Source organism: Synechococcus sp. BMK-MC-1 (assembly GCF_014279955.1).
In the GTDB taxonomy this organism is placed as follows: Bacteria; Cyanobacteriota; Cyanobacteriia; order PCC-6307; family Cyanobiaceae; genus Synechococcus_C.
The window spans coordinates 1,499,088-1,524,572 of sequence record NZ_CP047939.1 but is presented as its reverse complement, the minus strand read 5'-3'; the positions used below and the strand labels follow the sequence as shown (position 1 = coordinate 1,524,572).

At 60.6% G+C, this 25,485-nt stretch carries 22 protein-coding genes; 8 read left to right on the top strand and 14 right to left on the bottom strand.

Annotated elements, in window-relative coordinates; all coding sequences use genetic code 11:
• The first annotated feature begins 9 nt into the window (after window positions 1-9).
• Both SynBMKMC1_RS08525 and pepN read left to right on the top strand, forming a co-directional pair.
• Window positions 10-471, top strand: coding sequence for a cAMP phosphodiesterase (locus SynBMKMC1_RS08525; RefSeq protein WP_186471419.1), 462 nt, complete (start codon window positions 10-12; stop codon window positions 469-471).
• A 98-nt stretch (window positions 472-569) separates the two neighbouring features.
• The gene (pepN, locus tag SynBMKMC1_RS08520; RefSeq protein WP_186471418.1) at window positions 570-3,197 is read left to right on the top strand and encodes an aminopeptidase N; all 2,628 of its coding nucleotides are present in this window, start codon (window positions 570-572) and stop codon (window positions 3,195-3,197) included.
• Window positions 3,198-3,217: 20 nt separating this feature from the next.
• Here pepN and SynBMKMC1_RS08515 read toward each other — a convergent pair whose 3' ends face one another.
• Window positions 3,218-4,318: a glycoside hydrolase family 10 protein gene (locus SynBMKMC1_RS08515; protein ID WP_186473393.1), complete on the bottom strand. Its 1,101-nt coding sequence runs from the start codon at window positions 4,316-4,318 to the stop codon at window positions 3,218-3,220.
• A gap of 63 nt (window positions 4,319-4,381) precedes the next feature.
• Entirely contained in the window at window positions 4,382-5,377 is a 996-nt protein-coding gene (locus SynBMKMC1_RS08510; RefSeq protein ID WP_011933456.1) for a ribose-phosphate pyrophosphokinase, read from the bottom strand.
• 98 nt (window positions 5,378-5,475) lie between these two features.
• Here SynBMKMC1_RS08510 and SynBMKMC1_RS08505 point away from each other — a divergent pair, with 98 nt between their 5' ends.
• On the top strand, window positions 5,476-6,009 hold the full coding sequence (locus SynBMKMC1_RS08505) for a hypothetical protein (RefSeq protein ID WP_186471417.1): 534 nt from the start codon (window positions 5,476-5,478) through the stop codon (window positions 6,007-6,009).
• Here the strand turns inward: SynBMKMC1_RS08505 and SynBMKMC1_RS08500 are convergent.
• Complete coding sequence (locus SynBMKMC1_RS08500; protein WP_186471416.1) at window positions 5,948-6,943, bottom strand: LCP family protein; 996 nt, start codon at window positions 6,941-6,943, stop codon at window positions 5,948-5,950. The genes SynBMKMC1_RS08505 and SynBMKMC1_RS08500 overlap by 62 nt on opposite strands.
• A gap of 84 nt (window positions 6,944-7,027) precedes the next feature.
• On the opposite strand from SynBMKMC1_RS08500, the gene SynBMKMC1_RS08495 reads away from it, so the two are divergent.
• Window positions 7,028-8,236, top strand: a complete 1,209-nt coding sequence (locus tag SynBMKMC1_RS08495) for a Coenzyme F420 hydrogenase/dehydrogenase, beta subunit C-terminal domain (protein ID WP_011933453.1) — start codon at window positions 7,028-7,030, stop codon at window positions 8,234-8,236.
• A 12-nt stretch (window positions 8,237-8,248) separates the two neighbouring features.
• Complete coding sequence (gene malQ / locus SynBMKMC1_RS08490) at window positions 8,249-9,781, top strand: 4-alpha-glucanotransferase (protein WP_186471415.1); 1,533 nt, start codon at window positions 8,249-8,251, stop codon at window positions 9,779-9,781.
• Here malQ and SynBMKMC1_RS08485 read toward each other — a convergent pair.
• From SynBMKMC1_RS08485 to SynBMKMC1_RS08470, 4 genes are read right to left on the bottom strand one after another with little or no spacing between them, the layout of a single operon-like run.
• On the bottom strand, window positions 9,745-10,608 hold the full coding sequence (locus SynBMKMC1_RS08485; RefSeq protein WP_186471414.1) for a RodZ family helix-turn-helix domain-containing protein: 864 nt from the start codon (window positions 10,606-10,608) through the stop codon (window positions 9,745-9,747). The genes malQ and SynBMKMC1_RS08485 overlap by 37 nt on opposite strands.
• 7 nt (window positions 10,609-10,615) lie before the next feature.
• Window positions 10,616-11,347, bottom strand: a complete 732-nt coding sequence (locus SynBMKMC1_RS08480) for a pseudouridine synthase (RefSeq protein ID WP_186471413.1) — start codon at window positions 11,345-11,347, stop codon at window positions 10,616-10,618.
• Window positions 11,348-11,360: 13 nt separating this feature from the next.
• Complete coding sequence (locus tag SynBMKMC1_RS08475; protein ID WP_186471412.1) at window positions 11,361-12,512, bottom strand: cell wall metabolism sensor histidine kinase WalK; 1,152 nt, start codon at window positions 12,510-12,512, stop codon at window positions 11,361-11,363.
• A 5-nt stretch (window positions 12,513-12,517) separates the two neighbouring features.
• Window positions 12,518-13,231: a response regulator transcription factor gene (locus SynBMKMC1_RS08470; RefSeq protein WP_186471411.1), complete on the bottom strand. Its 714-nt coding sequence runs from the start codon at window positions 13,229-13,231 to the stop codon at window positions 12,518-12,520.
• 119 nt (window positions 13,232-13,350) lie between these two features.
• Between SynBMKMC1_RS08470 and SynBMKMC1_RS08465 the strand changes: the two genes are divergently transcribed.
• The gene (locus tag SynBMKMC1_RS08465) at window positions 13,351-14,319 is read left to right on the top strand and encodes an RpoD/SigA family RNA polymerase sigma factor (RefSeq protein ID WP_186471410.1); all 969 of its coding nucleotides are present in this window, start codon (window positions 13,351-13,353) and stop codon (window positions 14,317-14,319) included.
• A gap of 14 nt (window positions 14,320-14,333) precedes the next feature.
• Here SynBMKMC1_RS08465 and SynBMKMC1_RS08460 read toward each other — a convergent pair whose 3' ends face one another.
• The 3 genes from SynBMKMC1_RS08460 to SynBMKMC1_RS08450 all read right to left on the bottom strand — a co-directional run bounded on the left by SynBMKMC1_RS08460 (window position 14,334) and on the right by SynBMKMC1_RS08450 (window position 17,775).
• Window positions 14,334-14,813 carry a hypothetical protein gene (locus tag SynBMKMC1_RS08460; RefSeq protein ID WP_011933446.1) on the bottom strand — a complete coding sequence of 160 codons (480 nt, stop codon included), beginning with the start codon at window positions 14,811-14,813 and terminating at the stop codon, window positions 14,334-14,336.
• A 71-nt stretch (window positions 14,814-14,884) separates the two neighbouring features.
• Complete coding sequence (locus SynBMKMC1_RS08455; protein WP_186473392.1) at window positions 14,885-16,531, bottom strand: AarF/ABC1/UbiB kinase family protein; 1,647 nt, start codon at window positions 16,529-16,531, stop codon at window positions 14,885-14,887.
• 11 nt (window positions 16,532-16,542) lie between these two features.
• Window positions 16,543-17,775, bottom strand: coding sequence for a YbfB/YjiJ family MFS transporter (locus tag SynBMKMC1_RS08450; RefSeq protein WP_186471409.1), 1,233 nt, complete (start codon window positions 17,773-17,775; stop codon window positions 16,543-16,545).
• Window positions 17,776-17,856: 81 nt separating this feature from the next.
• Between SynBMKMC1_RS08450 and SynBMKMC1_RS08445 the strand changes: the two genes are divergently transcribed.
• Together SynBMKMC1_RS08445 and SynBMKMC1_RS08440 are read left to right on the top strand one after the other, a co-directional pair.
• The gene (locus tag SynBMKMC1_RS08445; RefSeq protein WP_186471408.1) at window positions 17,857-19,254 is read left to right on the top strand and encodes an aminotransferase class I/II-fold pyridoxal phosphate-dependent enzyme; all 1,398 of its coding nucleotides are present in this window, start codon (window positions 17,857-17,859) and stop codon (window positions 19,252-19,254) included.
• Window positions 19,255-19,274: 20 nt separating this feature from the next.
• Window positions 19,275-20,186, top strand: coding sequence for a phosphatidate cytidylyltransferase (locus tag SynBMKMC1_RS08440; RefSeq protein WP_186471407.1), 912 nt, complete (start codon window positions 19,275-19,277; stop codon window positions 20,184-20,186).
• On the opposite strand, the gene SynBMKMC1_RS08435 is transcribed toward SynBMKMC1_RS08440, so the two are convergent.
• From SynBMKMC1_RS08435 to SynBMKMC1_RS08420, 4 genes are read right to left on the bottom strand one after another with little or no spacing between them, the layout of a single operon-like run.
• Complete coding sequence (locus SynBMKMC1_RS08435; RefSeq protein WP_011933441.1) at window positions 20,183-20,812, bottom strand: DUF2993 domain-containing protein; 630 nt, start codon at window positions 20,810-20,812, stop codon at window positions 20,183-20,185. The two genes, SynBMKMC1_RS08440 and SynBMKMC1_RS08435, sit on opposite strands and share 4 nt — an antisense overlap.
• Before the next feature lie 3 nt (window positions 20,813-20,815).
• Window positions 20,816-21,682: an alpha/beta fold hydrolase gene (locus SynBMKMC1_RS08430; RefSeq protein ID WP_186471406.1), complete on the bottom strand. Its 867-nt coding sequence runs from the start codon at window positions 21,680-21,682 to the stop codon at window positions 20,816-20,818.
• Window positions 21,679-22,758, bottom strand: coding sequence for an iron-containing alcohol dehydrogenase family protein (locus tag SynBMKMC1_RS08425; protein ID WP_255486113.1), 1,080 nt, complete (start codon window positions 22,756-22,758; stop codon window positions 21,679-21,681). Before SynBMKMC1_RS08425 ends, SynBMKMC1_RS08430 begins: the two co-directional genes overlap by 4 nt.
• Before the next feature lie 47 nt (window positions 22,759-22,805).
• Window positions 22,806-25,379: an ATP-dependent Clp protease ATP-binding subunit gene (locus SynBMKMC1_RS08420; protein ID WP_186471404.1), complete on the bottom strand. Its 2,574-nt coding sequence runs from the start codon at window positions 25,377-25,379 to the stop codon at window positions 22,806-22,808.
• Window positions 25,380-25,485 lie beyond the last annotated feature (106 nt).

Below are 25,485 nucleotides of genomic sequence, written 5' to 3'. Positions count from 1 at the left end.
TCCTGCTGAATGGTGCAGCATGGCTGCGTTAATTGGTCAGGATTCTTGGCTTCACTCCGTCAATTCCGTTCCGTGATGGCCGCTCCACTGGCCACGTTGTCTCTCCTCTTGGCCGGTCCTGCCGTCTTGGCCCAGGGTGCTGCCAAGCCCCAGACCAAGCCCGCGTCCGATAGCGATATCTTCCTGTACCGCGGTATGGGCTCCTCCTATGTCTGCAATGCCAGAACTGCCGGCGTTGAGTTCCCAAAGGCGGTCGGCATCGCTGCAGCGACCTATGTGCAACTTCTCAACGGCCGTCACGGTGGTCTGGTGGCGTCCACCGGCAACAAGAAGCTCACCAATGAGCAGCTGTTTGCAGGTGCTGAGTTCCAGATCATCACTGGCGCGCTCCAGTTCTGCCCCGACAAGGTGCCTGCCGATGTGAAGACCAAGGTGGAGGAAGCGATCAAGAAGCAGCAGGCCGGCGGCTAGTAGCCAACCGAGGCGTCAGAAACGGATGCGGGGGTGAGGTTTTCACCCTCGTCAGCTCCGTGTTGGGGGCGTCAGGATTTGAGGAGCGTGAGACGTTCATGGTCACCAGCCCCTCCCCCCAGCAAAGTGTTCGTCTTGAGGATTACCGGCCGTTTCCCTTCAGGATTCCCAAGACCGAGCTGGATGTCGTGATTCACGACGATGCTGTTCTGGTGACGGCTGATCTCCACCTCGAACCGGTTCAGGACTCTTCTGAACCGCTCAGACTTCAGGGTGTGGATCTGGCGTTGATCTCCCTTGCTGTGGATGGCCAGCCCCTTGCTGCTGATGCTTACAGCCTGAGCGGCGATGCACTCCAGATTCACGCAACACCCCATCAACCCTTCACCGTGACCACGGTGTGCAAGCTCGATCCGGCAGCGAACGGTTCGCTGGAGGGGCTGTACGCCAGTGGGGGCATGCTCACCACGCAATGCGAGGCCGAGGGATTCCGGCGCATCACCTTTCATCCCGATCGTCCGGATGTGCTCAGTTGCTTCCGCGTGCGCATCGAGGCGGATCGTGAGCGTTATCCGGTGCTTCTCTCCAACGGCAATGCCGTCGCGGCAGGACCCGTACCAGAGTCCCCAACTCGCCATGCTGTGGTCTGGGAAGACCCGTTTCCGAAGCCGTCCTATCTCTTCGCGTTGGTGGCTGGAGACCTCAAGGAAATCAGGGATCATTTCACCACCACATCGGGGCGTCGGGTGACCCTGCGGCTGCATGTGGAGGCGGGGGATGAGTCCTACACCGCTCATGCCATGGAGTCCCTCAAGCGCTCGATGGCCTGGGATGAACAGATTTACGGGCTCGAGTACGACCTCGACGAGTTCAATACGGTTGCGGTGCGCCACTTCAACATGGGCGCCATGGAAAACAAGAGTCTGAATATTTTCAATTCAAAACTGGTTCTCGCCGATGCCGAAACCGCCACGGACGGCGAACTGGAACGCATCGAAAGCGTGGTCGCCCATGAATATTTCCATAACTGGTCTGGCAATCGGATCACCTGCCGCGACTGGTTCCAACTGTCGCTTAAAGAAGGTCTCACGGTGTTTCGCGACCAGTGCTTTACCGCTGATCTGCACTGCGCTGCGCTCAAGCGCATTGAGGATGCTGCGATGCTGCGCAACACCCAGTTTCGTGAGGATGCCGGGCCGACAGCTCACCCGGTGAAACCTGATGCCTACCAGGCCATTGATAATTTCTACACAACGACGATCTATGAGAAAGGCGCTGAGCTGATCCGCATGCTGCAAACCCTCCTTGGGGATGCGCGCTTCATGCGGGGGATGCGTCTGTATTTCCAGCGGCATGACGGAGAAGCGGCCACAACGGAGGATTTCGTCGCGGCGATTCTTGAGGGCGCCACGGAGGATGGATCTTCGCTCAATTTCCAGCCGGAGCAGTTCAAGCGTTGGTATCACCAGGCTGGTACTCCCCACGTGTCGGTGGAACGGCAGTGGGAGCCAACGGAGGGGCGGTTAACGCTCACGTTTCGCCAGTCCACAGCACCCACTCCTGGCCAGCCCGACAAGCTGCCGGTTGTGATTCCCGTTCTTTGGAGCGTTCTGAACGCAGAAGGCCGCGCTGGCGATGAGCGTTTGCTGGTTCTCGATCAAGCCCAGCAGAGCGTCGTTCTGGAGGGATTGGCCAGCACGCCCCAACCGCCAGTGCTGTCGCTGTTTCGGAACTTCTCAGCTCCGGTGACCTGGACGGCTGATCAAGGCGACGATGACCTCTTTGCCCTGTTCGCTGAGGACACCGATGCGTTTGCCCGCTGGGATGCTGGGCAACAGCTTTGGAAGCGTCTTTTGCTCGCCCGGGCATCGGGTGCTGACGCTTCCTCTCTGGAAACGCGGATGCTGGATGCCGTGAGCCAGTTGTTGTCTCCTGCTGGGGAGCAGGACCCCGCCGTTCTCGCCACCCTGTTGGCCTTTCCTGGATTGGCGGAGTTGGAGGCTCTGCAGGATGAGGCCGATCCACCGGCCCTGTTCGAGGCCGCCTGTGCGCTGCGGGAGCTGTTTGGATCCCAACTCGCCGATGCGCTGCGGCAGCGCCTGGCATCCAGTGCCGGATCGCTGCAAGCGCCCTGGCCTGCGGGGCAGGGGGAGCGTCAGCTCACGGCCCTGATCTGGAGTTGGCTGGCAGCGGCGGGCGACGAAGAGGTGCGCGATGCCGCCTTGGCGGCCGTGAGTGGTCCATCGATGACCCTCGCCCGTGCGGCTCTGCGAGCCCTCCAGCCGATTGATTGCGCTCAGAGGCTGCAAGCACTTCAGGTGTTCCATGACCGCTGGCAGGACCGCCCGGTGATTTTCGACACCTGGTTTGCCCTGGAAGCATCCACCCCCCGACCGGATGCCCTCGCGCGTGTCGAGGCTCTTCTGCAGCACCCCCGATTCGATCCGATGGCGCCCAATTCCGTGCGGGCCGTGCTGGGCGGGCTTGTGGGCAATCCCAGCGTGTTTCATGCGCTGGATGGCAGCGGCTATCTGTTCATGGCCCGCCAGATCATCGCGGTGGACGGCAGAAATCCGATCACCGCGTCAAGGATGGCCAAGGTCTTCAGCCGTTGGCAGACCTACGGACCACAGCGCAAAGCTGCTGTGCAACAGGCCTTGGCTGTGCTGGCGGAGGCTGATCTCTCAACCAACACCCGTGAAGTGGTCACATTGATGCAGGCCTGAGAGGGCCAACGCCTCGGCGCTCAATCCTGAACGCCGAGGCTTTTGAAGGCATCAAAGCGATACGCAGACCCTTCCTTGCCGCTGTAGGCCCCCCATAAGCCTTCCCAGTAGAAATAGATCACGCCGTAGCCCTGTTCGTTGCTGAGCCGTTTTTTCTCAGCCAGCACAGCCATGGGTGTGGTGCGTTTTCCAAATCCCGCGAGGATGCCAATCTGCACCGGCAATCCCCATTGCCGCGCTTTGCGCAGTGCCGGCTGATTGAGGTCTTTGGCAAACCCTTTCAGGGAATAGGCGTAATTCTGAACGACGAGATCATCGATCAATTCCCCGACAGCCCAGAGCTCCCAGTCCTGAAGCCAATGGTTGTAAGCGAAGCGAAAGGGGCCTGGTGAAAGGCTGATTTTCTGCGGAAGCGATTCGTCATCCAAGCGCTGGCGCAATTCGCGGAGCAGTCCTGTCAGCTGACGCCGTCGCCAGGTCATCCAGTAGCGATTGGTGTGGTCCTTCGGCGGTTGAACGCCGGTGTCCTGTTGATAGAGCGCCGCGGTGTAGGGGTCATAGCCCAGTTCCACAGGCCAGGCGAAATGATCATCGAGCTGCAGTCCGTCCATCTTGCAGCGCTTCATCACCTCCACCACCAGACCGATAAAACGCTCGCGCACTTCAGGGTGGGCGGGGTTGAGCCAAACCATCTCTTTTCCGTGCATCGTCATCACGGGATCGCCGTTCCGGCGTGACAACACCCACTCAGGGTGTTGCGTGACCACCGCGGCACTCGCAGGCTCCATCAGGCCATATTCAAACCACGGGATCACCTTCATGCCGCGCTTGCGGCCTTCCTTGCTGATGGTGCAGATCGGGTCAAGATTCAATCCCGCCTTGCGCAGAGCCGGCTCCACCGGTGCATACCGACTGCGATGGAAGGTGGTGCCTCGGCTCCACACATTCGGATACAACGCTGTGAACCCTGCCTGCTGAAGTTCGTCCATCGCCTTCAACAGCGTGGTTCGGTCGTAGTACAGAGGGCTCGGGCTGTTGGTGAGCCAGACACCCAGGGTGCGTTTGGGCTGAACGGAGGGAAGCCCGGCCAGAGCACTTGAGGGGGGCATGACCATGGCCATCGCAGCAATGGCAGCAGCGCCGCTGCGACGCAACAGTTGCGCTGAAAGCATCACCACGCGAGTTCAGCGGAACATCGAGCTGACTGAACTCTCCTCATGAATGCGCCAGATCGCTTCTCCGAGCATGTTGGCGACCGACAGCACCTGGAGTTGGGGGAACATGCGATCCGAGGGGATCGGAATGCTGTTGGTCACCACAACCTGCTCGAACAGGCCATCCGTGGACAAGCGTTCAGATGCCGGTGGCGAGAACACAGCGTGGGTCGCACAGGCGATCACCCGGCTGGCTCCCTGTTGGCGCAACAGCCTGGCCCCGGCACAAATGGTGCCGCCGGTATCGATCATGTCGTCGATGAGGATTGCGGTGCGCTGGTTGACATCCCCGATCACGGTGAGGCTCTCGGCCATGTTGTGACCCGTGCGGCGTTTATCAATGATGGCCAGCGGAGCATCGTTCATCTGTTTGGCAAAGGCTCTGGCCCGTGCCACACCACCCACATCGGGCGACACAACCACAACTTCGCCGAGCTCCTGGGCGGAGAGGTAATCCACGAGCACTGGGGAGCCGTAAATGTGATCGCAGGGAATGTCGAAGTAACCCTGGATCTGCGCCGAGTGAAGATCCATGGCGAGAACTCTGTCCACCCCAGACTTGACCAGCAGGTTGGCGGTGAGCTTGGCTGTGATCGACTCCCGGCCTGCGGTCTTACGATCGGCCCGTGCGTATCCGTAGTAAGGCACAACGGCAGTGATCTGCCTCGCTGAAGCTCGACGGCAGGCATCCACCATGATCAGCAGCTCCATCAGGTGATCGTTCACCGGAGCGCAGGTGGGCTGGATCAGAAAGACGTCGCAGCCGCGAATGGACTCCTGGATCTGCACATAGAGCTCACCGTCGGCAAAGCGTTTGCAGACCCTCGGACCGTCAGGCACGCCCAAATACGCCGCAATTTCCCGAGCCAAGCCCGGATTGGACGTGCCGCTGAACAAGCGGAGTCGCCGCGTGTCGTGCTGGATCTTCTCCTGTTCGGCGCGGGCTGCAGTCAGGAATCCGGTCACGATGCCCGCGAACGAGAAACTTGGTATCCCGATGGTAGTGGTGCATGGGACACCCCAACCACACCCTTCCACCCATCGATGGCTTCTAGGGTGCCGCCATGGCGAACAACCTCCTTGTGGTGATCGGAGCCGGACGGCTGGGCGAAGGGGCCATGGCTCCCGCCTGCCGCAGCCTGGCGGACGCGTTTGGCGCCACCTTGATCGAACGGGGCTCGGGGGCCTCACCCCACGCCTGTTTGCAACAAATCACCAGCCCATCCGCTGGTGGGTCATCGCAGCCCACGCTCCTGCGCGTGAGTGGAGATGTGGCCGTGGATGAATGTGGGGAGGGCAGCTGGCTTGAGGCCCTGGCTTGCTGGCGTGTCCCCGTTCTCCTGTTGGCGGAACCTCGGAAAGACGGCCGCTTTGCCGGCGTCGTTCCTGGGGCGGTGGCCCTGTCGCGAGCGCTTCAGGTTGAGCTTCTCGGCTTGGTGCAATTGGGCGGAACCTGGAGTCGCTCGGCTCGCAGGGCCGACGGCCTCCCTTGGTGTGGATGTCTCCAGGGACCTGATGAGGATCTCTCTGGCTTAATCAGTTGCCTGCGGTCGCGTTGGGCGCAGGTGGCCAAAGAGGAAGGGCCTGATCGGGCTTGAGTTCCCGCAGTTGCTGCTGGCCGGCTCTTGGAGCCAGCTTGAGCTGATTGATCACGGGGGGCTCGGTGCTGCTCAGCGCTGCTGCCGTGAGGCTGAGCATTTCGGACGGGGTGAGATCGGTTGAAACCTGCGCTGACACCTCGCCGATCACATCCGGGAGCAGGGCGATGGCATTGGGCTGCCTGAGCTGGTCGTGAAGACCGTGCAGGAGGGCTTGTTGCCGCACTCTGCGAGCACCATCGTCGTTGGGACTGGGGCGGTGTCTTGCCAGCTGTTCCGCTTGACGACCATTGAGCGTCTGGCGCCCGGCCTGCAGATTCACGCTGTAGTTCTGCGCTTTGTCTTGGCGGTTGTACGACTGATTGAGGCTCACCTCCACTTCGCCAAGACTGTCCACAAGCGCGCGCAAGGCCTGACGGGGCATCACCACATAGCGATCGGGTTCGCCGGAGGGGAGCCCCACGACCTCAGCCACGACGTCGGCTGTGAGTGCCACTCCGCCTTCTCGGTAGGCCCTGGCCAGGGGGTGTAGCCCTTCAAGACCTGGGAGTTGCACGGCAAGCTCTGTGGGCATCTGAAGCACTTGCAGTGCTTCTCCAGCCGTGATCTGGATCAGCATCAGGCTGTCTGCGTTGGCTGGGCCCTTGGGGGCTGCGCGGTTTGAGGGATCGTTGATCGCGTCTGAATCAACGCCAATCAGCAGCACCATCACCGACCGCTGCGGTAAGGGGGCCAGGCTTGCGGGGTCATCCGGGGAGGGTGGCGCTGCGGCAATTGGATCCGGCTTTGGCCAGATCAACGCCAGCCCTCCTCCAATCAGCCCGGCACCGATCACTGCAGCGACGATTCGCAGCACAGTGCGGCTTGGTTTGGTTCCCAGCCAACGCTTCACACGGGTCTGTGCTGCGTCTCCCGCTGGTGCCGACCCCCCCATGACCCGCTCTGCTTGCTTCAGGCGACCCAGTCTTGCTCAACTCTCACTGATTAGCGTTGACTTCTCTCCAGGCTTGAGCCGTCTGTGACGTCTTCCCCCGCTTCACCGCTTCCCCACGACCAGGCGCGACCGATTCCCCGCGACCGGATCCGTCCGGCCAAGGATCTCTGCAGTGACTGCGGCCTCTGTGATTCGCGCTGGGTTGCCTACGTGCGCCAGGCCTGTGCCTTCCTTCATCAGGACTTCGATGGGATGGAACGCAAGGCCCATGGCCGCGCCCGCGATCTCGATCAAGAGGATGAGCTGTATTTCGGGGTTCAGCAGCGGATGCTCACCGCGCGGCTGCAGACGCCGATCGCTGGAGCCCAGTGGACGGGAATTGTCAGTCGCCTGGGGGTTCGCGCCCTGGAGACGGGGCTCGTTGATGCCGTGCTCTGCGTTCAGCAAAGCCCAGACGATCGCTTCACGCCGATGCCCGTTCTGGCACGCACGCCGGAGGAGGTGCTGGCTGCAAGGGTCAACAAACCCACCCTGTCCAACAACCTTTCCGTTCTCGAGCAACTGCCGGGCAGCGGGATCAAACGCTTGCTGGCGATCGGTGTGGGCTGCCAGGTTCAGGCGCTGCGTGCCGTGCAGGACACCCTCCCGCTCGAAGCGCTTTACGTGCTGGGGCTCCCCTGTGTGGACAATGTCTCCCGGGAGGGCCTTCAGACTTTTCTGGAGAGCGCCAGTGCCACACCGGACACGGTGGTGCACTACGAGTTCATGCAGGATTTCAGGATTCATTTCAGACACAGCGATGGTCGTGTTGAAACGGTCCCCTTCTTCGGTCTTGACACGCCGGCTCTCAAGGATGTCTTCGCTCCGAGCTGTCTGAGTTGTTTCGACTACGTCAATGCCGGCGCTGATCTGGTCGTTGGCTACATGGGTGCTGAATTCGGACGTCAGTGGTTGGTTGTGCGTAATTCACGCGGGGAGGACTTGCTGAAGCTGGTGGAAGCGGAGCTCGATCAGGCACCGGTGATGAGCCGAGGCGATCGTCGCCAGGCTGTTCAGCAGGGCATCGATGCCTACGACAAAGCCCTGCGACTGCCCATGTGGCTCGCGGAGGTTGTGGGCTGGATCGTGCAGCGGGTTGGGCCGAAAGGATTGGAATACGGCCGCTTCTCGATCGATTCCCACTTCACCCGCAATGCGCTCTGGCTCCGCCGGCATCATCCTGAGGTGGTGGAGCGTCATCTGCCCGCTTTCGCGCGGCGCATCGTTGAGCGTTACCGCCTGCCCGCCCGCTAATCCATTGCGTCTATGCCCCATCCAAGAGGGACTGCATCGCGTCGCAGGGTTGGTGTGCTCCTGCACCCCACAGCGCTTCCAGGATCGCCGGTGTGCGGCACGTTCGGTGCTGCGGCTCGAGACTGGCTGCATGCGCTCGCTCGCCAGGGCATCAGGGTGTGGCAAGTGCTGCCCCTCGCTCCACCGGATGGAACGGGATCTCCTTACAGCTCGCCGTCGAGTTTCGCCATTAATCCCTGGTTGCTCGATGCCCAGGATCTGAGCGATGAGGGGTTCATCACCCCCGATGATCTGCAGGCTCTTCCTCTGGCAGCTCCGGCGGACGCAGCGGGAGGCGAACAGCTTGATTTCGCTTTGGCCGCTCAACGGGCCGATGCATTGGGCAGATCGATGCGTCTGCGTTGGGCGGGGCAGCCTGCTGATCGCCACGAGGCCTTCCAGCGATGGTGCATCGGCCAGTCACGTTGGTTGCGTGATCACGCCGCCTTCATGGTGCTGCGTCGTGAGCATGCGGGTTTGCCCTGGTGGGATTGGGCGCATGAGCTGGCGGTCCACCGCGAGACGGCACTGGAGCACTGGCGTTGCACGCACCGGAGTGATCTGCTGGAGCAGGATCTTCTTCAATGGCATCTGGATCGTCAGTGGCGCCGGCTCCGCGCTCTGGCAAGCGACTTAGGCGTGGAGATCCTTGGTGATCTTCCTTTCTATGTCGCCCGCGACAGCGCTGATGTTTGGAGCAACCGCTCGCTGTTTTCGATTGCCGGAGATGGACGCCTCCATCAGCAGAGTGGTGTTCCACCGGATTACTTTTCCGCCACCGGCCAGCTCTGGGGAACACCCGTCTACACCTGGGGGCGCCATCGCCGCACAGGATTCCGCTGGTGGCGTGATCGCCTGCGGCGTCAATGGGATCTTGCTGACAGGCTTCGCCTTGATCATTTCCGTGCTTTGGCCGCCTATTGGTCGGTTCCCGGCTCTGATGACACGGCCATGAACGGCCGCTGGCAACGCTCTCCCGGCGGCGAACTTCTGGCTTGTCTGAAGCGTGATGCCGGTGGGTATCTGCCGATTGTGGCTGAGGATCTCGGGGTCATCACCCCTGATGTGGAGCGACTGCGCGATCGCTTCCATCTCCCTGGCATGAAGGTGCTGCAGTTCGCTTTTGATGGGAATGCAGACAATCCCTATCTGCCAGCCAACATCAAAGGCAGTGGTTGGGTTGTGTACACAGGAACCCATGACAATCCAACGAGCCTCGGTTGGTGGGAGCGGTTGGAACAGTCGTCAAGAGATCAGGTCGCAGCAACGCTTGAGCGCAGCGTTGAGGCTCCTGGATGGCAGCTTCTTGAGCTGGGTCTATCGACATCGGCTGCTTTGGTCGTGGCCCCTCTGCAGGATCTGTTGCATCTGGATGATGCGGCCCGTTTCAACACACCCGGCACCGTGGGTGGAAACTGGATGTGGAGATTGCCGGCTCTGGATGGCGCCCTCAATGGGGCACTGGAAGGTTATGGAGTGCGTGCTGAGGTCTGGTCGAGGCGGTAAAGGCCGGGTTTGTCTTTCACAGACGTGAGAGCGGCACCGTCCCAAAGGACGGATCCTGCCTGCGGAGCTGGCTGGATCTTGATCTGCACAGGCGGCAAGAGCTGGAGTGTGAATGAACCGGTTGCGCCTTGCAGTTTGGTTCGGTCTCCTCCCTTGCTGCTCAGTTCAATGCTGCTTGGCTGATTGAGTTGGATCTCGAGCACCCCAGGCAGCGGTTGGGGGGTCGACAGGTCGGGAATCGCTTGCGCAGCACTCGCTTTGCGCAACTCTTGGAGAGGGCGAAGCCCTTGCACTAAGGCATCGGACTCGCTTGTGAGATCCAGGGGAATGGGCGTGAGGGTGATCGCGTTGTTGATGGCCAGCTGCCGCTGTTGCTGATTGAGGGCAAACAGCGATCCAACAATCGCCAAGCCGTAGAGAACACTCCCCTGCCAGGTGGTGAAGATGTCGATGCTGCCCACCGTGAAGCGCGTGCGCCGAGGGTGTTGCGAGCCCTGAAATGGCAGGGCCTGCTCCGGTAGGGCGCCCCTGAGACTGCCTGGCTCAAGGTCGAGATTCTCTTCCAGGCGATGCAACATCGCCACCAGATAGGCAGGCTCCGGCAGGCGCTCTGGCCAGTTCCGCTCCAGGGCCTCCAAAACGGGAGTGGTGATGCGCACTTGTCTGGACAGGTCTCGCAGGCTCAGGCCACGTTGCTCTCGCTGCTCTCGCAACAGCTGCCCGGCGGCTTCTGCGGGGTCTGCTTCAGCGGTCGCAGGCGAACGATCGAGCCTGTCTCCACTGGACTGGCGGCGGCCCCATGGGAGCAAGCGTTTGATCAGAGCCATGCTTCGGTTACGACCGCTCTCCTTCGGTGCTGATCAGACCTGACCATTCTTGCCTGGAAAGTTCTCTCCAGCAGCCTTCTCGCATCGATCCGAGGGTGAGCCTGCCGATGGCGATGCGCTGGAGATCGAGAACGCGATGGCCCAGGGAGAGGGCGACTCTGCGAATCTGACGGTTGCGGCCTTCGCGCAGGATGACCTCCAGCACACTGGCCTGAGGGCTTTTTTTGACAAGGTTGACCTCGGCTGGGCGCGTGACCGTTCCGTCGAGGACCACGCCACGTCTCCATTGATCGAGCTGCTTCTCACTCGGCAAGCCAGCCACCGTGACCCGGTAGGTCTTGCGGTGGTTGTATCGAGGGTGGGTGAGTTGCAATGTGAGCTCTCCCTGGTTGCTTAGCAGCAGGGCACCTCGGCTCTCGGCATCCAGCCTGCCAACGGGGTGGAGGCCTTCTCTCAGATCCGGTGGCAGGAGCTCGAGCACGGTCCGCCGTCGCTGCGGGTCTCTGCAGCTACAGATCACTCCCGGTGGTTTGTTCAAGAGAAGAACGCGTGCTTGAGGGGCTGTTTGCAGCGGGCGGCCGTCCACCTCAATGGTGTCGATATCCAGATCGGCCTGGTCTCCGAGGGTTGCCAGCTGGCCATTCACACGTACGCGACGGTCTCGCAACAGATCCTCGGCCTTGCGACGGGAGCAGACTCCCGCAGAAGCGATCAGTTTCTGCAGTCGTTGGCGCGTCACCGTTGCGCTCCGCTCATGCCTGTCCTCTCGGAAGTAGAAGTTCCATGGATGTCCCTCCATTGGGATGATTTCTGGCTTGGATGCGGCCGCCATGGTTCACCGCGATCTGTTGAACGATGGCCAGACCGAGACCACTGCCACTGCGATTCGATCGGGCCCTGGAGGGATCGCCCCGATAAAACCGCTGGAACATATTGCTGAGATCGCTTTCGCTCAGTCCGGGCCCGTGATCTCTGACACAAAGCAACCACCATCCGCCGCTTGGAAGAATCTCGACTTCAACGCAGCCGTGATTGGGTGAATAACGCAGTGCGTTGTCGAGAAGATTGAGAACAGCTCGATGCAGTCGGCGTTGATCGCCGAGAAGCAGACCCGGCTCGTTGGTGTTGATCGTTAGAGACACATCCCGTTGATCAGCAAGCGGGCGAATGCTGTTCCAAGCTCCTTCAACAAGCTGCTCCAGATTCAGGGCCGAATAATCAACTTTGTCGCGAGGGAGGATGTTCTCCAGGCGAGAAAGCTCGAGAAGATCTTCCACCATTAACTGCAAACGGCGCAGCTCTCTCTGCAGGCGTTCCACGAGGACGCCATCGTCTTCGCTGACAGCGCCTTCGAGCCGATCACTCACCAGCATTAACGCCGTCAGCGGCGTTTTGAGTTCGTGGGCGACGTCGCTGACCCATCGCTCCTGCTGCTGCTGCTGGGCTTCGAGGGACTGCCTGTTCTGAAGCAGGACCAACAGCCATTCATCTGATCCGGGCAGCACGATTGCTTCGAGCGGAATGCGCTGCTGCTCCCATTCGCAGCGTTGTGGTCGCTGTTGATGGCGAACACTCACGATTGCCTCTTCCAGCTCAGGCACTGCGAGCACCTCATCAAGCGCCTGGCCGCGGACGAGCAGGTTGTTCGAGACCTGAAGGAGACGCTCAGCCTTGGAATTGATGTAGCCGATCGTCAGATCAGGCGTGAGGATCAACCATCCTTGGGTGGCCGCATCGATCCAAGCCAGCAGTTGCGGGGTGGCCAGCGCATGGCCTGACAGCACCGATGGCGTCAGATTGGCTTTGGACCTTCTCGTGGTGGAGCCGTGTTGCCTGCCAGCGAGAAACCAACCTCCAACGAGGCCGATGAGGAGTCCGAGAACAACGCCAGTTCCTGCACTCACGATTGTTAGCCGAAGCGGTAGCCGAATCCCCTGACGGTGCGGATGTGTTGCGGCGAGGAAGGCTCCTCCTCAATCTTTTCTCTCAACCAACGGATGTGGACATCCACTGTTTTGGTGTCTCCAACAAAATCGATTCCCCAGATTCGCTCCAGCAACTGGTCTCTGCTCCAGACCCTCTTGGGATTGCGGATCAGCAGTTCGAGGATTTTGTACTCCTTCGGTGAAAGCGTGAGGTCTTCCCCATCGCGGGTGACGCGGCACTCCTGGGCGTAAAGGCAGAGATTGCCCGTCTGGACCACTTGGCGATCCTCACTGGGGACGGATGCGATCTGTTGGGAGCGTCGCAGCAAGGCCCGGCAGCGCGCGACCAGTTCTCGCAGGCCAAAGGGCTTGACCAGATAGTCGTCAGCGCCCACTTCAAGGCCGAGCACCCTGTCGGTTTCGCTGTCTCGCGCACTGATCACCAGCACAGGGGTGTGGTTGTTGAGTTTGCGCAGTTGTCGGCAGAGATCGAGCCCGCCCAGACCAGGAAGCATCAGGTCGAGCACCAGCAGGTCAACTTGCTTAGTGTTTGGAGCGGAAAGCAAAGCCATGGCGTCGGCACCATTGCCGCAAGACTTCACCTCGAAGCCTTCGGCGCGAAGGGCTTCTTCCACGGTTTCTCTGATCGAATCATCGTCTTCCACCACGAGCAGCTTCGCCGTGCTCACCGTGCTCATTGCAGAAGCAACCACAAGAAATCAGTCCGTTCTTCACCATTCTGGACTTCGAACGGCTTTTTAGCTCTAGGAATCCAATGATTGGTGCTAGGTTAAGAAACATTCTGGTTTCGTAACTAATGGCGCCCGTGGCCCTGCTCCCAGACGCAGACCTGGTGCGGTCCTACTTGCGTGACATCGGCCGGGTGCCGCTGCTGAGCCATCAGCAGGAGATCACCCTGGGTCGTCAGGTGCAGGAGCTGATGGATCTGGAGGCCACAGAGGCGGAGCTGCAGGAGAAGCGTGGTGGTGAGGCGGTGCCAGCAGCGGAGCTGGCCAAAGCAACTGGATTAAGTGCGGTGCAGCTCAAGCGCAAGCTGCAGGCGGGCCGTCGCGCCAAAGAGCGGATGGTGGCGGCGAATCTGCGCCTGGTGGTGAGCGTGGCCAAGAAATACACCAAGCGGAACATGGAGCTTCTGGACCTGATCCAGGAGGGAACGATCGGCCTGGTGCGTGGTGTGGAGAAGTTCGACCCCACACGGGGCTACAAATTCAGCACCTATGCGTACTGGTGGATTCGCCAGGGAATCACGCGGGCAATCGCGGAGAAGAGCCGGACGATCCGGCTGCCGATCCACATCACCGAGATGCTGAACAAGCTCAAGAAAGGGCAGCGTGAACTGAGCCAGGATCTGGGGCGGACGCCTTCGGTAACGGAGCTGGCGGCATTTGTGGAGCTGCCGGAAGATGAGGTGAAGGAGCTGATGTGCCGTGCGCGTCAGCCGGTGAGCCTGGAGATGAAGGTGGGCGATGGCGATGACACGGAGCTGCTGGATTTATTGGCCGGTGATGGCGAGCTGCCCAGTGAGCAGGTGGAAGGGGAGTGCCTGAAGGGTGATCTGCGCGATCTGCTGGGCCAGCTGCCGGAATTGCAGGAGCGTGTGCTGCGGATGCGTTACGGGATGGACGGTGAGGACCCGATGAGCCTCACCGGCATTGCCAAAACGCTCAAGATGAGCCGCGACCGCACCCGCCGATTGGAAAGGGAGGGGCTGGAATCACTGCGTCAGGCACCCCTTGAGCTCAGGGACTACACCGTGGCTGCCTGACTGAGTGCTGCTAATCAGAAGAATTCGTCGAAGTTGTCGAAATCAACAGCTTTAAAATTGCCGGATTCCACCTGGGTCATCAGCCTCTCCAGCTGCACCCACAACGCTCCGCCGGTGAGAACCGAGAGCGAGAAGGCAATCAGATAAGCAGCGCCGGATGCGAAGCCGAACACCTGAAGGGACCCGCCGATGAACAGGCTGATGCCGATCAAGGTTCCGGCAAAACTGATGCTGGTCTCCGCTGTTCCCAGGGGAAGCATCGCCAGCCTGTCGTTTTTCCAGCCGTCCAGGCGATTTTGCACCAGCTTGGCGAAAGTCAGACCGCAGAGCACACCGATGGCCAAGCCAAGGCCGGCAACGAGGTAGGGAGGTTGCTGGAGTGGGGCGAATTCCAGGAGAATCTCATCAGCGCTCAGATCACCGAAGGCGCCGGTCAGAACGTCGAGCTCGGCTTGGTCAAGATCGATCGGTGCGAAGTCTGGTGCGATCGACATGGGGGCCGTACGACTGAATCAAGTTGGCATTATCACCGCTGGAACCTGGTGCCGGAGGGTCCGAGGCGGACTCAGGCCGCGAGGGGATTGAGGCTCTGGAGCATGCCCTTGGCGATGCGAGCGGGTCCGAAGGTCCTGCGCATCAGACCTGTGAGATTTTTCAGATCGGTTGTGTCCAGTCGATCGTCCTTGATCAGGGTGAGCAGAAGCCGCCGTCGCAGGTCGCCTCCATCGCGCCCCAGCAGCAGCTTCAGGCCTGCCCCTGCGACGGGGAGCAATTCCGTCCCCACTTGTGTCTGCTCCTTCCCTACAACGTCCAGGAGGCTTTGCAGGCGTTCAAGCCTCAAGCTGCCATCACCGTCGAAGATCACCTCCATCAATTTCTCCCTCATCTCCTTGGTGTCACCAGCCAGCAATCGCTTGGCCACATAGGGGTAAGCCACAGCAATGATCTTGAACTGTGGGTCGAGACGCAGAGCCAAGCCCTCTTGGCTCACCACCGCCCGGATGATCAGAGCAAAACGGGCGGGCACTCTGAAGGGATAGTCGTACATCAGTTCCGAAAAGCGATCGGTGATCGCTTTGAAATTGAACGACCCCACAGAATCACCCAAACTTCCCCCTAAAACCTCCTCCAAAGCCGGAATGATCGGGGTCAGATCGGCATTGGGAGCCAGAAATCCCAGCTGCTGAAAGTCGCGGGCGACAGCCTCGAAATCCTTGTTGATCAAGTGCACCACAGCGCCTGTCAGGGTGAGCCGGTCGCTATCGCTGATGGAATCCATCATTCCGAAATCGACGTAGGCCACATGGCCGAGGTCTCCGCTTCGGCCGCTCAGCGCGAACAGATTGCCCGGGTGGGGGTCGGCGTGGAAATATCCAAATTCAAGAAGCTGTTGCAAGCCACTGATCACGCCGGTGCGGATGAGAGCAGCCGGATCAAGCCGCTGGGATTTGAGTTCCTGGCGGTCGCGCAGCTTGGTTCCATGAATCCAACTGGTGGTTAGCACTCGCCTGCTCGACAGCGCACGCTCCACCGTGGGGATCGTGACAGCGGGGTTGTCGGCAAACAGGGCCGCGAAACGGTCCGCATTGTCGGCTTCGCAGCAGTAGTCGATTTCCTCGAACAGGCTGCGGCCGAATTCATCGATGATTTCACCCAGGCCAAAGCCGAGGTTGAGAGGCAAAAGCGGAGCTGCCAGCACGCCCAGGCTCCGGATCAGCACCATGTCGCGCCGGAGGATGAACGTGAGATTGGGGCGCTGCACCTTGACGGCAACCCAGTGCTGACCGTGAACCCTGGCTTTGTACACCTGGCCCAGGCTGGCTGCGGCAACAGGACAGTCCGGAAATTCTTCAAACAGTGCATCAGCCGGAGATCCCAGCTCGGCTTCAATCGTCTTCAGGGCAACGGCATGGCTGAAAGCAGGCAGATCGTCCTGAAGTTTCGTGAGTTCATCCAGCCAGTCCCGTCGGATCAGATCGGGACGGGTGGACAAAGCCTGTCCCACCTTGATGAAGCAAGGACCCAGATTTGTGAGTGTGCGCAGAAGCATGCGCGCCAGGTTTTTCTGAACCTTGGAATCACTGCTGTTGCCTCGGATCAGCAGGCTGAGCACCAATCCAGACAACGCCCACACAATCTGGAGAATGCGGGGTACGGCGATCCACGGACGCAGCAGCAGCCAACGGGCATCTCGGCCAGGGTTGTACCGCACAGACTCCACGCTCAGATCTCACTTCCTCCAGGAAATCTTAGAGAGTTCGCTTCATCAGGGTGCCGATGGCGGCGATCGCCGAGCCACTGGATCAGTTCAGCGATCACCTGCAACACCACAACAACAACGCCGATCAGAATCAGCCCATCGATGTGTTGGGACACCAGAGGTGAGGTTGCGAACGCAAACAACGCGAAACCGATTCCCAGAATCATGGTGATCAATGACCAGGTCGGTCGCAGTTCGCTGGGATCCACCAACTGACTGAGACGGTCGAAGGTGAGGCTGGCCGTCAGCCAGATCCAGGCGCCCACGCAGAACGTGGCTGCACCGAGAATGGTGGCGCTGCTTCCAGTGAGGAACAGGATGTTCCCCAGCAGACCAAGGCAGGCCACGATGGGGAGCAACACCACGGTGGGCCAGCGCCGCGGAAAGGTGCTGGCCAGCAAGGATCCCGTTGTGCAGCCAGCGCCAAACACGGCCAGCGATGTGCTGCTCAGCATGGGTGACGCGCCGAGACGTTCACTCACCAGCAGGGGTTCGTAGAGCGCGACTGGTGTCTGCCCAGCCCCGAGCAGCAGGTAGCCCAGCGTCAACGCTGCCAGGGGGAGCAGGGACGAGGCAGGGATCTTGGGCGCTTCCCCGCGGGCCAACGGTGCCTCGGGGTCGTGCCTGGCTTCGTCTCGGAACCCCACCAGCAACAGCCAGCCCACCGGAATCGCCAGAACCGCAGCCACCGTTCCCAGCACCATCCAGCCGAGTTCCACGGTTTCCTTGGGCAGGCTGCCCACACTCAAGGCCCCGATCAGGGCACCGATTCCTGCGCCTGCCATCACCAGGGCACTCGCCCGTCGTCGTTGCCTATCGGCACAGCCAAGGGTGGCCAGGTGGGGGATTCCGCTCATGAGGTGCCCGGATGCCCAACCGGCCAGAATTCTCCAGAAGGCATGCATCGCCAGGGCGCTGCTCAGCCCCTCTGCAAAGAGTGAGATCGGAATGGTGAGAAGGGCGATCCAGAGGGTGACGCGCCGATCCCGCAGGATGCGCAACTGGGAATGATGCAGGCAGCCGAGGATGTATCCGGCCAGATTCAAGGAGGAGAGCTCTCCGATCGATGAAGCGCTGAAGAGGCCGCTCTCGATCATCAAACGCCCCAAAACTGCGAAGTCAAACCGCACCACACCAAGGCCGATGCCGATGGCACAGCTCCCGGCGATGGCCTTGGTGTACCGGTAGTTCGCCATGGGTTGAACAGGGGTAATGCCACGATTCAGCTTCTAGCCGCAGTTCGCGCGGGTGGCTGCGGTCTTGTCGATTCAGTGCCCATGTCCCTGCTGCGACTCCTGCGCGCTTCAAACCAGCGATTCGCCCTGCATCTCCCGGTGCATGGCCGGGGTGAAGCCTTGCCACCAGCTCTGAGTGGTCTGCTGCGTCAGCAGCCAGGGCGTTGGGATCTTCCTGAACTGCCAGACATCGGCGGCCCTCTGGAGGCGGATGGGGCGGTTGCAGACACGCAGGCGAGGCTTGCGGCGCGGATGGGTGTGGAGTGCTGTTGGTTCGGCGTGAATGGAGCAACGGGCCTGTTGCAGGCAGCACTGCTGGCCATGGCCGCTCCCGGCGACGCTGTTCTGTTACCGCGCAATGTTCACCGCAGCCTGATCGCCGCGTGTGAGCTGGGGGGATTGTTGCCGGTGTTCCTGCCGGTTCCGTTTGATGCGCTCCGGGGTCACCCTGGCGCGATGACCGCCGATGGGTTGAGCCGCTCTCTCGACGCCTTACCCGATCTTGGCTGTCGCCTGGCCGCTGCCGTGTTGGTTCATCCCACGTATCACGGGTACGCCGCAGAGATTGCCCCTCTCGTGGATCGCCTGCAAGCCCATGGTTTGCCGGTGCTGGTGGATGAAGCCCATGGCACCCATCTCGCCTTTGCCCCCGGCTTGGGATTGCCACCGTCGTCTCTCACAACCGGGGCCGATCTCGTGGTGCACTCGCTGCATAAGTCAGCGCCAGGACTGGCTCAGACCGCAGTGCTCTGGCAGCGGACGACACGCATCTCCGCAACAGCGTTGCGTTTGTCCCTCCAGCGACTGCAGAGCAGCAGTCCCAGTGCGCTGCTGCTGGCGTCCTGTGAAGCAACCCTGGATTGGATGCTTTCTTCCCGATGGACCAGACTTCTGCAGCAAAGACTGGAGACAGCCCGCAGGTTGCAGGATTGTTGGCGTTGCCAGGGTGTGCCCCTGCATGAGAGCGACGATCCCCTGCGGATCATTCTGAATACAGCCTCCATTGGCGTGAGCGGTTTGGAGGCAGACACCTGGTTTATGAACCGTGGGCTGATTGCCGAGCTACCGGAGCCCTTTTGCCTGACTTTTTGTCTGGGGCTTGCCCGCCATCGCGGGCTTTCAACGCGGCTTCAACGCCTCTGGCAGCTGTTTCTCGAGGACAGGGGTGGGCCGCCCCTCGCTCCCGTCGCGGCACCTCCTCTTGATGCAGTGAACGTTGTGGAGTTGTCTCCCGCGGCTGTCTCCCATCGGCCCACTCTTGCGTGTCCGTTGTCGCAGTGTGCGGATCGGATCGCTGCGGAGATGATCTGTCCCTATCCCCCGGGGATTCCCTTGCTCGTGCCTGGAGAGCGCATTGATCAGGCCCGGGTGCAATGGCTGCAACGGCAGCACGCGCGCTGGCCTGAGCAGGTGCCCGGTATGGTGAAAGTTCTGGCCTGACAGGCCGCGGGATCCAACGGGTGGTTGCTGACGGAACAACCAATGAGACGGCGCTCAGGCGCGGTGGCGTTGATCGCAAGCGTCTGAGCAGTGGTGTGCTGGCCGGCGTGTTTGGAGTTGTGGTTGTTGGATTGGGCGGTTGGTGGTTCACCATCGCTCTCGGCGTGATCGTGCATCTCGCCCTGTTGGAATTTTTTCGGATGGCCCAGTTCAAGGGCATGCGTCCAGCCACGAAAACAACGCTCGTGGCCTGCCAGCTTCTGCTCGTCAGCACCCAGTGGTCGGTGAACGGGGGATTGGCGTCTCATCTCGCTGATGCTGTTTTGCCCCTGTCGGGGGCTGCGATTTGCGGGTGGCTGATTCTCCAGCCGATCACAGGATCGATCGCCGATATCGCGGCATCGATCTTTGGATTGTTCTATCTCGGCTTCCTACCCAGCCACTGGCTGCGTCTTCGCAACCTCGTGACTCCGGATGCGGCGCCGGTGCTCCAGTCGCTGGATGGATCTTGGATCAGCGCTGGTTTGCTGATCACCTTTGCGGCCTGCCTGATGGTGGTGGCCAGCGACATCGGGTCTTATGCCATCGGCCGTCGCTTTGGATCCCGGCCTCTCTCGCCGATTTCGCCCGCCAAAACCATTGAGGGTGCCTATGGCGGTTTGGCTTCCGCCATCGTGATCGGCGCCTTGACCGGCGCCCTGTTGATGTGGCCTCTCGGCTGGTGGACGGGGGGATGTCTGGGCGCGTTGGTCGCGCTGTTTGCGCTCGTGGGCGATCTCACCGAATCGATGATGAAACGGGATGCAGGCTTGAAGGATTCAGGCGATGCCTTGCCAGGTCATGGCGGAATTCTGGATCGCATCGACAGCTATCTGTTCACTCCTGCCGTTGTGTTTTATGCCGTCACCCTGGTGCTGCCGGTGCTCAGCTAGGGCTGCACGCTGGCCTTGCCTTTCAGCAGAAGCTGCCCTGCTTGCAGACGGGCCTCTTCAATCTGAATCGCAGGATCCATCGGAATCAGCATGCTTCCTTCCGCATCACAGTGATCAACCCGGATCGTTCCCTGTTCGGCGTTCAGCCGGAAACTGCGGCGCACGGGGTCTTTGCCTGTGATCACGTCAGCCGTGAGCTTGAGGATGTCGTTGTCAATCGAGAGGGATCGCAGGGGAGTTAGACCCATGAGTTGCTCGGACAGCAGGTCACCCAACCAGCGCCAGCGATCGCTGGCCAGGGCTTGGTTGAGCTCCACACCCGAAAGCACCACTTCTCCAGAGATCAAGAAGGGTTCCTCGAATTGCACCGGTTGATTGGGCTGACCCGGCCGCAGCGAAGCCTTCAACTCACCCGATTGAAGGTCAGCCCTGACCAGGGGCAATTGCTGGAACTGAACACGTTTGGCCTGCAACGTCACACCCTTGAGACGTCCTTTCAGTAACGCGAAGGCGGACCCCTGCAGCGAGAGATTCAAGTCGTCAACGGAGTCGCACTGGGAGCGGATCCATCGCTGCAGACCGCTTGCCAGCAGCTGTAAGACCGGGCCTGAACTGGGGCTGGACATGGATCAACCAGGCAGGAACACAGTGTTGCATCGTTCTGAAACGTCCTCAGGTCGATCAATGTGCGGGAGATGGCCACAGGCATCGAGGCTTTCCACGGGATGCTTCAGCAGGGCGCTTAACGCTTGCTTTTGCCCCGCCCTGAGAATCCTGTCGTTGTTTCCCCAAAGCACATGCAGGGGCTGTTGGGGAAGCGGGTGACCGCTGCCTGAGAAGCCACCGCTGCGGGCAAAAGCTGCCAGTGCTTCGCTCCAGCCAGGACATTGGAGATGGAGCGATGCAATTTGCTCCTCCGCGGGACCGACATCGCGGTCAGGGTCGGCAAACGCCTGTCGGCAGAGACCACGACGCACTCCCGGACGGCTGAGGAACCAGGCGCCGAGTCGATCCAGAAGGGGCGGGACGGGCATGGGACGCCCGGTTAGTCCAGCCGGTGCCAGCAGGAGCAACGTGTTGATCCGATCAGGCTGACGACGGGCCATTTCCACGGCGACAGCTCCCCCCATCGACGCGCCGATGACACCGACCGGACGGTGACCCGGGATCCGTTGCAGAACGCTGTCCAAATGGCGCAAAACCGGCTCCCTGCCGTAGTCAGCTGCGCTGGGTCTGGGACTGAAGCCGAATCCGAACAAGTCGGGGATGAACAGTTGAAACCGACTGCACAGCAGGGGGGCGATCCGTCTGTACTCCAAAAAACTGCTGTCGAATCCATGGAGAAGGAGCAGGGGTTCCCCTTGGCCGATAACCGCCACAGGGAAGGGAGCTTCGACTCCTAATTCAGGGAGACTCCACCACTGCAGCTGGTCGAGCAGGGCCGCAGCCTGGGGATCCAGCAGGTTGCAGCGAATGGCTTCGAGTTGGGTTTTCAAGGGCGTCGAACGCTGGGTTCTGAGGCTCCAACAAGCGCTTCCAGAAGAGCTCCCGGTGTCACAGAGAAGGGGAGATGGTGAAGGTCGGAGCCTTCACGGCAGGCGAAATCGCAAACCTGTTGAAGGTCACTCAAGCTGGCCTCGGAGAGTCCGAGATCGTCGAGGCTGACCGGGAGTCCGAGTTGCTTGAGCAGGGGCAGCAACTGACGGTGGGCCTGTTCTGCCAGGCGATTGCCGCCCAAGCGTTCCTCGAGGCGAAGTTGAACCAGCACTCCGAATCCCACTTTTTCGCCGTGCAGGGATCCGTGGCAGGCCTGAAGTTGGGTGAGCCCGTTGTGCACAGCATGGGCTGCAACCGTGCGGCAGCGTGCCCCACCCAGGCCTCCAATCACGCCTGCTGTGAGCCCACAGGCTTCAATCACGCGAACCCAAGCGTCACCGCCTGGATTCTGCATGGCATCCACGCTGTCGATCAGAAGCTGATCGCGCAGAACGCGCGCCATCTGAACCGCTTGCAGGATGAGTCCATCCTGGCTGGCACCACTGCTCACGGAGGCTTCGTACCACTTGGCCAGCGCATCAGCGATGCCACTGGCAAGGGTGCGGGGGGGTGCCTGACGCAGGAGATCGTGGTCGAACACCAGCAGGTCCGGACAGTGTTTCAAGGCCTGATCGCCGAGAAATGCACCGTCTGGGCTGTAGAGATTGGAGAGTGCGGTCCAGCCAGCACAGGTTGAGGCACTCAGTGGAACGGTGATGCAGGGCAGATCGAGACGGTCGGCAAGGAGCTTGCCGGCATCCAGAACTTTTCCTCCACCAGCGGCGATCACCCCATCACTGCGGTGAACCGACCATTCCGCTTGAAGACGACTTAAGTCTTCGTTGCAGCAGTCATGCCTAAGGAGCGCTGGCGCGACCTTCATTCCAGCCGACGTGAGGCTGGAGATCAGCGTGTCGCGCAGAGGCTGCGTGGCTGAACTTCGACCCAGGAAGAGCGGGCTGGAGCAGAGCGCACGGATCTGGGGAAGGGCGTCTTGCCAGGCACCGGAGCCGCGAATCACGCGGACCGGCGCCATGGAGTGATGGGAGATCAAACAGGTGTTTTCTGTTGCGGACATCCAGGTCAGCGACCGGCACTGGCCAGCTCAGGGGTCTCAGTGGCCGTGCGGTTCAAGTGTTTGACAACCACCTTGCCATCTTCGACGTCCACTTCAGCTTCGTCCCCGTCCTTGATGCGACCGGAGAGAACTTCCTCAGCAAGGCTGTCCTCGAGCAGACGCATGACGGCACGGCGCAGTGGTCTGGCGCCGTAGGCGGGGTTGTAACCCTCTTCCACAAGCCGCTCTTTGAAGGCATCGGAGACCGTAAGGGTGATTCCCTTTTCACCGATCCGACCAAAGACTTCACGCAGCATGATTTCTGCGATCTCCTTCACTTCGTCACGGTTGAGCTGTCTGAACACGATGATTTCGTCCAGTCGGTTCAGGAACTCAGGGCGGAAGTACTGCTTGAGCTCTTCATTCACCAGGGAACGGATTCGGTTGTACTGATTTTCTTCAGCGTTCTCGCCGGAGAATTCGAAGCCGAGGCCACCACCACCTTTTTCGATCACTTTCGAACCGATGTTCGAGGTCATGATGATCAAGGTGTTTTTGAAATCCACCGTCCGGCCTTTGGAATCGGTGAGACGGCCATCTTCGAGCAGCTGCAGCAGCAGATTGAAGACATCGGGGTGGGCTTTCTCAATCTCATCGAACAGCACCACTGTGTAAGGCCTGCGACGCACGGCTTCCGTGAGCTGACCGCCTTCGTTGAATCCCACGTAGCCCGGAGGGGATCCGATCAATTTGCTGACCGTATGCCGCTCCATGAATTCCGACATGTCGAGGCGGATCATGGCTTCTTCACTGCCGAAGAAGTAAGCCGCGAGCGCTTTGGTGAGTTCGGTTTTGCCCACACCCGTCGGGCCAGAGAAAATGAAGCTGGCGATGGGGCGGTTGGGATTTTTCAGACCCACACGCGCCCGGCGGATGGCTTTGGAGACCGCTTTGACCGCTTCGTCCTGACCGATCAAGCGCTTGTGCAGGGTTTCCTCCATGTTGAGGAGTTTCACCGACTCGCTTTCCGTGAGTTTCTGAACAGGCACACCCGTCCAGGACGCCACGATCTGAGCGATGTCTTCTTCGTTCACAACAGGTGTCGTGCCCGTGACCGCCAACTCAGTGGCTACAGCAGACTCGGTTGATGCAACGTCAACGTCTGTGGCTTGATCCTCAGTCTGTTGATTGTCAGAGGGGGAGTCCTCGCGGCTGGACTGCAACAGCGAACGAATCTTGTCCCGCAGCTCAACTTCTTTATCGCGCAGTTCACCGGCGCGGCTGAAATCCTGCTCGCGGACGGCGTCCTCTTTCTCCTTCTGAACAGAACGAAGTTCCTTATCCACTTCCTTGGCTTCCGGTGGAAGCTTGGAATTCATCAGGCGCACGCGGCTGCCGGCTTCATCGATCAGATCGATGGCCTTGTCGGGAAGGAAACGGTCGGAGATGTAGCGATCGCCAAGGGTTGCAGCGGCTTCAAGCGCTTCATCGGTGATGCGCAAGCGGTGATGCTGCTCATAGCGTTCGCGCAGACCCTTGAGAATTTCAATGGTGTCATCAATGGATGGTTCTCCCACCGTGACGGGCTGGAAGCGTCGCTCGAGGGCAGCGTCACGTTCGATGTGTTTGCGGTACTCATCGAGGGTGGTGGCACCGATGCATTGCAGTTCTCCCCGTGCCAGGGCTGGCTTGAGAATGTTGGCTGCGTCGATGGCCCCTTCGGCAGCGCCGGCACCGATCAAGGTGTGCACCTCGTCGATCACCAGGATCACGTTTCCGGCGGCTTTGATTTCCTCCATGATCTTTTTGAGGCGCTCCTCAAACTCACCTCTGTACTTCGTGCCGGCGACAAGAAGTCCGATGTCGAGGGTGAGGACCCGTTTGTTCTCAAGGATGTCGGGGATGTCTCCCTGCTGAATCCGTTGCGCCAATCCTTCGGCGATGGCTGTTTTGCCAACGCCGGGCTCGCCGATCAGGACCGGATTGTTCTTGGTGCGGCGGCCAAGGATCTGGATGACACGGTCGATTTCGCTCTGACGACCCACCACAGGATCAAGCTTGGCTTCGCCTGCCAGTTGGGTGAGGTTGTTTCCAAACTCGTCGAGCGTTGGCGTTTTTGTGGATCCCTTGCTTCCTGATCCACTTCCACCGGCTCCAACCTCTGCGGTTTCTCCGAGCATGCGGATCACCTGGGTTCTCACCTTGGAGAGATCCACACCAAGGTTCTCCAAAACCCTGGCGGCAACGCCTTCGCCTTCGCGAATCAGACCGAGCAGCAGATGCTCCGTGCCGATGTAGTTGTGACCGAGTTGGCGAGCCTCTTCCAAGGAGAGCTCAAGCACGCGTTTGGCGCGTGGTGTGAAGGGAATTTCGACGGCAACGAACCCAGACCCACGGCCAATGATTTTTTCGACCTCAACTCTGGCGTCCTTGAGGTTCACACCCATGGATTTGAGAACCTTGGCGGCAACGCCGGTGCCTTCACCGATCAAGCCGAGCAGGATCTGCTCAGTGCCCACGAAATTGTGGCCGAGGCGGCGGGCCTCTTCCTGGGCCAGCATGATCACCTTGATGGCCTTTTCAGTAAACCTCTCAAACATCGATCAGGCCGACAGCTGGTGAACCCAAGCTATCAGGAGTGACGGGTCACTGTGACGACGCCTCTGCCTACGGGAAATCCCTGTGATATCCAGGGTTGAACCCCGC